The sequence below is a fragment of the Mycobacterium parascrofulaceum ATCC BAA-614 genome (assembly GCF_000164135.1).
GTDB classification, from domain to species: domain Bacteria; phylum Actinomycetota; class Actinomycetes; order Mycobacteriales; family Mycobacteriaceae; genus Mycobacterium; species Mycobacterium parascrofulaceum.
In genome coordinates this window covers 813,277-822,118 of record NZ_GG770555.1, presented here as the reverse complement: position 1 = coordinate 822,118, position 8,842 = coordinate 813,277, and the positions used below count along the sequence as shown (strand labels likewise).

The window sequence follows — 8,842 nt, the reverse complement described above, 5'->3', positions numbered from 1 at the left end:
GCGCGGCGCGCGCCCGGCTGCCCGCCGTACGGTCCGCCCTGGCGCCCCGCCTGAGCCGGCTGGCGTGCGCGGTGGCCGGCGGCGTGCTGCTGTTCGCCAGCTTCCCGTCGCTGAACTGGTGGTGGGGTGCGGTCGTGGCGGCCGCCCTGCTGGCGTGGGTGCTCAAGCATCCGGCGACGACGCCGGCGGGCGGCCTGGGTTACGGGTTCCTCTTCGGGCTGGCGTTCTATCTGCCGCTGCTGCCCTGGATCAGCCTGCTCGTGGGCGCCGTGCCGTGGGTGGTGCTGGCGACGACGTGCGCGCTGTTCCCCGCCCTGTTCGGGCTGTGCGCCGTGCTGGTGCGCGGGCTGCCCGGCTGGCCCGTGTGGTTCGCGCTGGTGTGGGCGGCCCAGGAGTGGCTGAAATCGCTCGTCCCGTTCGGCGGCTTCCCGTGGGGGTCGGTCGCGTTCGGCCAGGCGCAGGGCCCCTTCTTGCCCTTGGCCCAGCTCGAGGGCGCCGCGCTGCTCTCCACGGGGATCGTGCTCGTCGGGTTCAGCGCGACCGCCATCGAGCTGGAGATCGTCAAGTGGTGGCGCGCCGGCGGCCGGGCCCACCGCGGCGCCGACGAACCGGCCACGGACGCGGCGCCGCCCGCGGTGGTGCTGCCCGGCGTCTGCATCTGCCTGGTGCTGTTCGCGTCGGTGCTGGTCTGGCCGCAGGTGCGGCACGCAGGCACGGGGTCGGGCGGCGAGCCCTCGGTCACCATTGCGGTGGTGCAGGGCAACGTCCCGCGGCTCGGTCTCGACTTCAACGCCCAACGCCGCGCGGTGCTCGACAACCACGTCCGCGAGACGCTGCGGTTGGCCGAGGACGTCCGCGCGGGCCAGGCGCCGCAACCCCAATTCGTCGTCTGGCCGGAGGATTCCTCGGACATCGACCCGCTGGTCAACGTCGACGCCGCGCTGGAGATATCGCGGGCCGCGACCGCGGTCGGCGCGCCGATCCTGATCGGCACCGTGTCGGAGCTGCCCGGCAGCCCGCCGGAGAATCCCCAGTACACCAACACCATGATCGTGTGGAATCCGGCCACCGGTCCGGCCGACCGGCACGACAAGGAAATCGTGCAGCCCTTCGGTGAATACCTGCCGATGCCGTGGCTGTTCAGCCACCTTTCCGCCTACGCCGACCGTGCCGGCAACATGGTGCCCCGCCCGGGCCGGGACGTCGTCCACATCGCCGGGGTTCCGGTGGGCGTCGCCACCTGCTGGGAGGTCATCTTCGACCGCGTCCCGCGCAAAGCGGTCCTCAACGGCGCCCAGCTGCTGGCCGTGCCGAGCAACAACGCCACGTTCAACAAGACGATGAGCGAACAGCAGCTGGGGTTCGCCAAGGTGCGGGCCGTCGAGCACGACCGATACGTGGTGGTCGCCGGCACCACCGGGATCAGCGCGGTCATCGCGCCGGACGGCGCCGAGCTGGTGCGCACCGACTTCTTCCAGCCGGATTACCTGGACATCCAGGTGCGCCTGAAGACCAAGCTGACGCCGGCCACGCGCTGGGGCCCGATGCTGCAATGGATCCTGGTCGCGGCGGCCGGGGCGGCCATTGTGGCCGGGATACGGCACAATGGATGGTTCCCGCGTCCGATTCGTCGGAGGTCGAAAGCCGCGGACGAATCCGAGAGCGCCGGCAGGCCCACGGGCGAAACCGCGCCCGACGACGAGGCTGACCCGGACAGTCCGCCCGGCGAGGGCGGGGACCAGACTCCGCCGCAGCACGGCGGTGACTACACTCCGCTCCACGAGGGCGGCCGAGGACCGTCGCGTAATTTCGGGCGACACAGAGGAGCTACATGACCACCGGCCAGCCGGCGCCCCGGGACTCGGGCAATCGTCCCAGCGAGCGCGTCCTGGTGATCATCCCCACCTACAACGAGCGGGAGAACCTGCCGGTGATCCACCGGCGGCTGAGGGACGCATGCCCCCACGTGCACCTGTTGATCGTCGACGACAGCAGCCCCGACGGCACGGGCGAGCTGGCCGAGGAGCTGGCGGCCGCCGACGCGGGGCGCACCCACGTGATGCACCGCACCGCGAAGGACGGCCTGGGCGCGGCGTATCTGGCCGGCTTCGCCTGGGGCCTGAGCCGCGACTATTCCGTGTTGGTGGAGATGGATGCCGACGGCAGCCACGCGCCCGAGCAGCTGCACCGCCTGCTCGACGCGGTGGACGCCGGAGCCGACCTGGCCATCGGCTCCCGTTACGTCGAGGGCGGATCGGTGCGCAACTGGCCGTGGCGACGCTGGGCCCTCTCCTGGACCGCCAACACCTATGCGCGGCTCGCGCTGGGCATCGGCGTCCACGACATCACCGCCGGCTATCGCGCCTACCGCCGCGAGGTCCTCGAGGCCATCGGTCTCGAAGCGGTGGATTCCAAGGGGTACTGCTTCCAGATCGACCTGACCTGGCGCACGGTGTGCAACGGGTTCGTCATCGCCGAGGTGCCCATCACCTTCACCGAGCGGGAACTCGGCGTGTCCAAGATGAGCGGATCGAACATCCGCGAGGCGCTGGTCAAGGTCACCCGGTGGGGGATCGAGGGCCGCAAGACCCGCGCCGGCAGCCAGCGCGCCGACCACCGCACCTAAGCGCCGGGGGGCCGGGGGTCAGCCGCGGCGGCGTGTCCGGATGATTTCGAGCCGCTCCTTGAGCAGCTCCTCGAGTTCTTCGACGCTGCGCCGCTCCAGCAACATGTCCCAGTGCGTGCGCGGCGGCTTCACCTTCTTCGGCTCGGGCAGGTCGCCCTCGATCAGGGTGCCTTCCATGCCGTTGCGGCACAGCCAGGTGCCGGGGATCTCGGCGTCGTCGGCGAACGGAACCTCGAACTCTTCGCCGTTCTCGGTGCGGTACCGGGCGATCTGGCGCGGCGCGAGGTCGTGGTTGCGGTCGGTCTCGTAGCTCACGGCTCCGAGGCGACTGCCCCTAAGAACGCGATCAGCCATGTTGCTACTCCTCTGGGTCTTCTGGACGTCTGGTTCTCGACGGTCGGGCTGCTGTGGTGCGATTCTGTCCGTTTGGCGAACGTCGCGGGGGGCTGCGCAGTTCCCGGCCGGGGGCAGCCGGAGTACGCGACGCGACCTTCAATGATACCGGGACCGCCGGGCAATCCCGACTAAAGTCGGCAGGCGTGAGCCGTCGCCCTCATCCGCAGCCGTGCCGCTGGTGCGGTCGAGACGTGTCCGACGCCGGGATGGGACGTCGCCGCCAGTACTGCCGTCAGTCCTGCCGGCAGCGCGCCTACGAACAACGCGCCTCGTTGACCCGGGGCGGCGGGTCCGCGCCGGCGTTGCCCCCCGACGCGGTGGTCCTGTCGGCCGACGACGCGGTCGACCTGTCCGACCGCGTCTACCAGGTGCGGTGCGCGGCCGAGGATGTCGCCACCGCCCTCGAAGAAGGGGCCCAGGCAACCGAACTTCGCGAATTGTGCGACGTGCTGATCCGCGCCGCCCGAGCGGCCGACGGCTGGCGCCGCGCGGGCGTCTGACCCGGCCTGACCACGCCCGATGCACAGCCGGGTACAGTCGCGCCATGGCAGACGCGTCGGTGGCATCCCGGAGCACGTGGGCCTCGGGCGGCCCCGGCACCCGCGGCCGCAACGGCGCGCTCCACATTCCCTTGGACCAGGCGTGCCTCACGCCGAAGCCGGTTCTCCCGTAGCAGCCGGGAGCATCGGACGTTTTGAAATACCGTCAGAGTTGGCCATACTCACCAGCGACATTCTTGGGCCGGGAAGCCGCACGACATCGCATCGTGCAGCAACTTCCGTGACTCGGCGAGAGTCGCATCGGGACAGCTGACGGCCAAGTTAGGCGAGAGGTAGTGGCGGTGGATCAACTCCAGCATGCGACCGAGGCGCTGCGTAAAGCGCTGGTGCAGGTCGAACGCCTGAAACGCACCAACCGCGCGCTGCTGGAGCGCTCGAGCGAGCCGATCGCGATCGTCGGCATGTCCTGCCGCTTCCCCGGCGGCGTTCAGACGCCCGAAGACCTGTGGCAGATGGTGGCCGACGGCCGCGACGTGATCACCGATTTTCCCACCGATCGCGGCTGGGACCTGGCGAGCCTGTATGACCCGGACCCCGACGCGCGCCACAAGACATACGCGCGGACCGGCGGCTTCGTCGACGGGGTCGCCGACTTCGATCCGGCGTTCTTCGGCATCGCCCCGAGCGAGGCGCTCGCGATGGACCCGCAGCACCGGATGCTGCTGGAGCTGTCCTGGGAGGCGCTGGAGCGGGGCGGGATCGACCCCAGCGGGCTGCGGGGCAGCGCGACCGGGGTGTTCGCCGGCCTCATCGTCCAGGGCTACGGCATGCTCGCCGAGGAGATCGAGGGCTACCGCCTGACGGGCATGACCTCCAGCGTCGCGTCCGGCCGGGTGTCGTACGTGCTCGGCCTCGAGGGCCCCGCGGTGTCGGTGGACACGGCGTGTTCGTCGTCGTTGGTGGCGTTGCACATGGCGGTGCAGTCGCTGCGGTCGGGGGAGTGCGACCTGGCGCTTGCCGGCGGCGCGACCGTGAACGCCACCCCGACCGTTTTCGTCGAATTCAGCCGGCACCGGGGCCTGGCCCCCGACGGCCGGTCCAAGGCATACGCCGGCGCGGCGGACGGTGTCGGCTGGTCGGAGGGCGGCGCGATGCTGGTCGTCGAGCGGCTCTCGGACGCCCGGCGGTTGGGTCATCCCGTGCTGGCGCTGGTGCGCGGCTCGGCGGTCAACCAGGACGGCGCGTCCAACGGGCTGACCGCACCGAACGGTCCGTCGCAGCAGCGGGTGGTGCGCGCCGCGTTGGCCAACGCCGGGCTGTCGGCCGCCGACGTGGACGTGGTGGAGGGCCACGGAACGGGCACCACCCTGGGCGACCCGATCGAGGCGCAGGCGTTGCTGGCGACCTATGGCCAGGACCGCTCCGAGCCCCTGTGGCTGGGGTCGATCAAGTCGAACATGGGTCACACCCAGGCCGCCGCGGGCGCCGCCGGCGTGATCAAGATGGTCCAGGCCATGCGTCACGAAATGTTGCCCGCGACACTGCACGTGGACGTGCCCAGCCCGCATGTGGACTGGTCCGCGGGATCGGTGTCGCTGCTGACCGAGGCGCAGCCCTGGCCGGCGAGCCGAGTGCAGAGAGCGGGCATCTCGTCGTTCGGGATCAGCGGCACCAACGCGCACGTCATCGTCGAGGCGGCCCCGCCGCCCGAGCCGGCCGGGGACGGCCCGAAGCCCGCGACCGTGCCGTGGGTGGTGTCGGCGAAGTCGTTGCCCGCGTTGCGGTCTCAGGCCGCCCGGCTGGCCGGGCATGTCCGCGGCCACACCGAGCTGGATATCGCCGACGTGGCGTGGACGCTGGCCGGCCGCGCCACCTTCGAGCACCGGGCCGTCGTCGTCGGTGGCGACCGGGACCGGTTGCTGGCCGGTCTGGACGAGTTGGCCGGTGACGACCCGGCCGGCACGGTCCTTCAGGGCAGCGCGGCGCCGGCGGGCAAGAACGTCTTCGTGTTCCCCGGCCAGGGTTCCCAGTGGCTGGGCATGGGCGTCGAATTGCTGGAGACGGCACCGGCATTCGCGCAACAGATCGACGCGTGCGCGGAGGCGTTCACCGAATTCGTCGACTGGTCGTTGATCGACGTCCTGCGCGGCGCCCCGGGCGCCCCGGGCCTGGACCGCGTGGACGTGGTGCAGCCGGTGCTGTTCGCGGTGATGGTGTCGTTGGCCGAACTGTGGAAATCGGTCGGGGTCAACCCGGACGCGGTGATCGGCCATTCACAGGGGGAGATCGCCGCGGCGTATGTCGCCGGCGCGTTGTCGCTGCGCGACGCCGCTCGGGTGGTCACGCTGCGCAGCAAGTTGCTGCGAACGCTGGCGCACTCCGGCGGCATGCTCTCCATCGCGTGCAGCACCGAACGCGCACGAGAACTGTTGGCCCCCTACGGCAATCGGGTGAGCATCGCGGCGGTCAACGGTCGTTCCGCGGTGGTGGTGTCGGGCGAAGTCGCCGCGCTGGAGGAACTCGTCGGGTTCTGCGCCGACCTGGAGCTGCGTACCCGCCGGATCGACGTGGACTACGCGTCGCACTCGGTCGAGGTCGAGGCCATTCGTGACGAGCTGGCCGAGGCCCTCGCCGGCATCGAGCCGCGTTCCTCGCGCGTCGCCTTCTTCTCGACGGTGACCGGAAACCGTTTGGACACGGCCGGTTTGGACGCCGCGTACTGGTACCGCAACATCCGCCAGACGGTGCAGTTCGACCAGGCGGTACGCGCCGCATGCGAGCACGGGTACCGCACGTTCATCGAATCCAGCCCACATCCCGCGCTGATCGCCGGCATCGAAGACACCTGCGACGACTGCCTGAAAATCTCCGCCGGCGACTCGGCGCCCATCGTGGTGCCCACCCTCGGCCGCAATGACGGCGGCCTCGAGCGGTTCCTCAGCTCGGCCGCCGCCGCGTACGTGGCGGGCGTGAGCGTGACTTGGCGTGGCGTGCTGGCGGGGGCGGGCTTCGTGGAGCTGCCGACGTACGCCTTCGACCGGCGCAGGTTCTGGCTCTCCGGTGAGGGCATCGGGGCCGACGCTGCGGGCCTGGGCCTGGGCACCAGCGAGCACGCACTGCTCAGCGCGGTCGTGGAGCTGCCCGCGTCGGACGGGGTGCTGCTGACCGGTCGACTGTCGCCGAGCCTGCAGGGATGGCTGGCCGACCACGCAGTCTCCGGTGCCGCAGTGTTCCCGGGCGCGGGCTTCGTCGAGTTGGCGATCCGGGCGGGCGACCAGGTCGGCTGTTCGGTGGTCGACGAACTGACGCTGCAGGCGCCCCTGATGCTGCCCGCGTCCAGTTCGGTTGCCGTGCAAGTGGTCGTCGGTCCCGGTGAAGAATCGGGGCGGCGCGCGGTGTCGGTGTTCTCCCGCGGCGAGGCGGGTTCGTCGTGGGTCTGCCACGCGGAGGGGGTCCTGAGTTCCCGGTCGCTCGAGCCCGCCGCCGACCTGTCGGTGTGGCCGCCCGAGGGTGCGGTCGCGGCGGACATCGCCGACGGCTACGACCGGCTGGCGGCACACGGCTACGGCTACGGCCCGGCGTTCAGGGGACTGACCGCGGCATGGGTCCGCGGCGACGAGGTGTTCGCCGAGGTGCGGCTGCCGGACGCGGCCGGCGGCGCCGGCGGGTTCGGGGTGCACCCGGCGCTGCTCGACGCGGCGATGCACGCCGTGATCATGGCCCGCCAGGCGGCGGGACAGCCGGTCGAACTGATGCTGCCGTTTTCGTGGCAGGACGTCTCGTTGCACGCCGCGGGTGCAACCGCGGTGCGGGCGCGGATCGCGCCGAATCACCTTGGCGCACAGGCCAACGGGGGTGCGGCCGCGATCTCGATCGAGCTCGCCGACGGGCTGGGCCTGCCGGTGTTGTCGGTCGGCGCGATGGTGGCCCGCCCGGTCAGCGAGCGGCAGCTGCGCGCCGCGGTGTCCAGCGCCGGGCCCGAGCGCCTGTTCGAGCTGACCTGGTCGCCGGCCACCCCGGCGGCCGCGTCCGGTCCCGCGCCCGCCCACGAGCTCCTGGAATCGGTTGCAAGCGAACAGGATCCGGTCACCGCCAGCTACGAGCGCACCCACCGGGCGTTGACCGCCGTGCAATCGTGGTTGACCGAACACGACTCCGGTGTGCTGATCGTGGCGACCCGCGGGGCTGTCGGATTGGCGGGGGAGGACGTCACCGACCTGCCCGGCGCGGCGGTGTGGGGGCTGGTGCGCTCGGCGCAGACGGAGCATCCCGGCCGCATCGTCCTGGTGGATTCCGATGTCCCGCTGGACGGTCAGGCGGCCGCGTCGGTGCTCGCGGCCGGCGAACCGCAGGTCTTGCTGCGCAACGGTCAGGTCCACACCGCGCGGGTGCGGCCCAGCCGCGCCGTCGACGACCTGTTGGCGCCGCCCGGCGACGGCCCCTGGCGACTGGGCATCGGCACCGCCGGCACCTTCGAGAACCTGCGGCTGGAGCCGGTGCCGAATGCCGGTGCGCCGTTGGAGCCGGGCCAGGTCCGGGTGGCGTTGCGGGCGATCGCCGCCAACTTCCGCGACATCATGATCACGCTCGGCATGTTCACCCACGACGCGCTGCTGGGCGGTGAAGGCGCCGGCGTGGTGACCGAAGTCGGTCCGGGCGTCACCGAATTCGCGGTCGGCGACTCGGTTTACGGGTTCTTCCCCGACGGGAGCGGCACGCTGGTCGCCGGTGACGTCCGCCTGCTGCAGGCGATGCCGGCGGACTGGTCGTACGCCGAAGCCGCCGCCATCTCCGCCGTCTTCACCACCGCGTACATGGCCTTCGTGCACCTGGCCGACGTGCAGCCGGGTCAGCGCGTGCTGGTGCACGCCGCGGCCGGCGGCGTCGGCATGGCCGCGGTCCAGTTGGGTAGGCATCTGGGCCTCGAGATCTTCGCCACGGCCAGCCGCGGCAAGTGGGACACGTTGCGGGCCATGGGCTTCGACGACGACCACATCTCGGACTCCCGCAGCCTAGAGTTCGAGGACAAGTTCCGGGCGGTGACAAACGGCCGCGGGATGGATGTGGTGCTGGACTCGCTAGCCGGCGACTTCGTGGACGCCTCGCTGCGGCTGGTGGCCCCCGGCGGCGTGTTCCTGGAGATGGGCAAGACCGACATCCGCGACCCCGGGGTGATCGCCCGGGAGTATCCAGGCGTGCGCTACCGCGCCTTCGACCTCTTCGAACCCGGCCGCCCCCGGATGCACCAGTGGATGATCGAGTTGGCCGGGCTCTTCGAGGCCGGCGTGCTTCGGCCGTTGCCGGTCACCACCTTCGACAT

5 protein-coding genes are annotated in these 8,842 nt (G+C 71.4%); 4 read left to right on the top strand and 1 reads right to left on the bottom strand.

Annotated elements, in window-relative coordinates:
* The first annotated feature begins 17 nt into the window (after positions 1-17).
* Both lnt and HMPREF0591_RS34810 read left to right on the top strand, forming a co-directional pair.
* Complete coding sequence (gene lnt, locus HMPREF0591_RS19280; RefSeq protein ID WP_482805246.1) at positions 18-1,835, top strand: apolipoprotein N-acyltransferase; 1,818 nt, start codon at positions 18-20, stop codon at positions 1,833-1,835.
* Positions 1,832-2,626 carry a polyprenol monophosphomannose synthase gene (locus HMPREF0591_RS34810; RefSeq protein ID WP_007170329.1) on the top strand — a complete coding sequence of 265 codons (795 nt, stop codon included), beginning with the start codon at positions 1,832-1,834 and terminating at the stop codon, positions 2,624-2,626. The genes lnt and HMPREF0591_RS34810 overlap by 4 nt, the downstream gene beginning before the upstream one ends.
* A gap of 18 nt (positions 2,627-2,644) precedes the next feature.
* Here the strand turns inward: HMPREF0591_RS34810 and rbpA are convergent, their stop codons facing one another.
* The gene (rbpA, locus tag HMPREF0591_RS19270; protein WP_007170328.1) at positions 2,645-2,980 is read right to left on the bottom strand and encodes an RNA polymerase-binding protein RbpA; all 336 of its coding nucleotides are present in this window, start codon (positions 2,978-2,980) and stop codon (positions 2,645-2,647) included.
* Positions 2,981-3,165: 185 nt separating this feature from the next.
* Here rbpA and HMPREF0591_RS33475 point away from each other — a divergent pair, with 185 nt between their 5' ends.
* Both HMPREF0591_RS33475 and HMPREF0591_RS19260 read left to right on the top strand, forming a co-directional pair.
* Entirely contained in the window at positions 3,166-3,522 is a 357-nt protein-coding gene (locus HMPREF0591_RS33475) for a hypothetical protein (RefSeq protein ID WP_083212457.1), read from the top strand.
* A 335-nt stretch (positions 3,523-3,857) separates the two neighbouring features.
* On the top strand, positions 3,858-8,842 hold a 4,985-nt coding region (locus tag HMPREF0591_RS19260), incomplete at its 3' end, for a type I polyketide synthase (RefSeq protein WP_007170326.1).

Bases quoted from the DNA above. Each gene is read 5' to 3' on its own strand.
- HMPREF0591_RS34810 (WP_007170329.1), top strand. From the start codon at position 1,832: ATGACCACCGGCCAGCCGGCGCCCCGGGACTCGGGCAATCGTCCCAGC.
- rbpA (WP_007170328.1), bottom strand. From the start codon at position 2,980: ATGGCTGATCGCGTTCTTAGGGGCAGTCGCCTCGGAGCCGTGAGCTAC.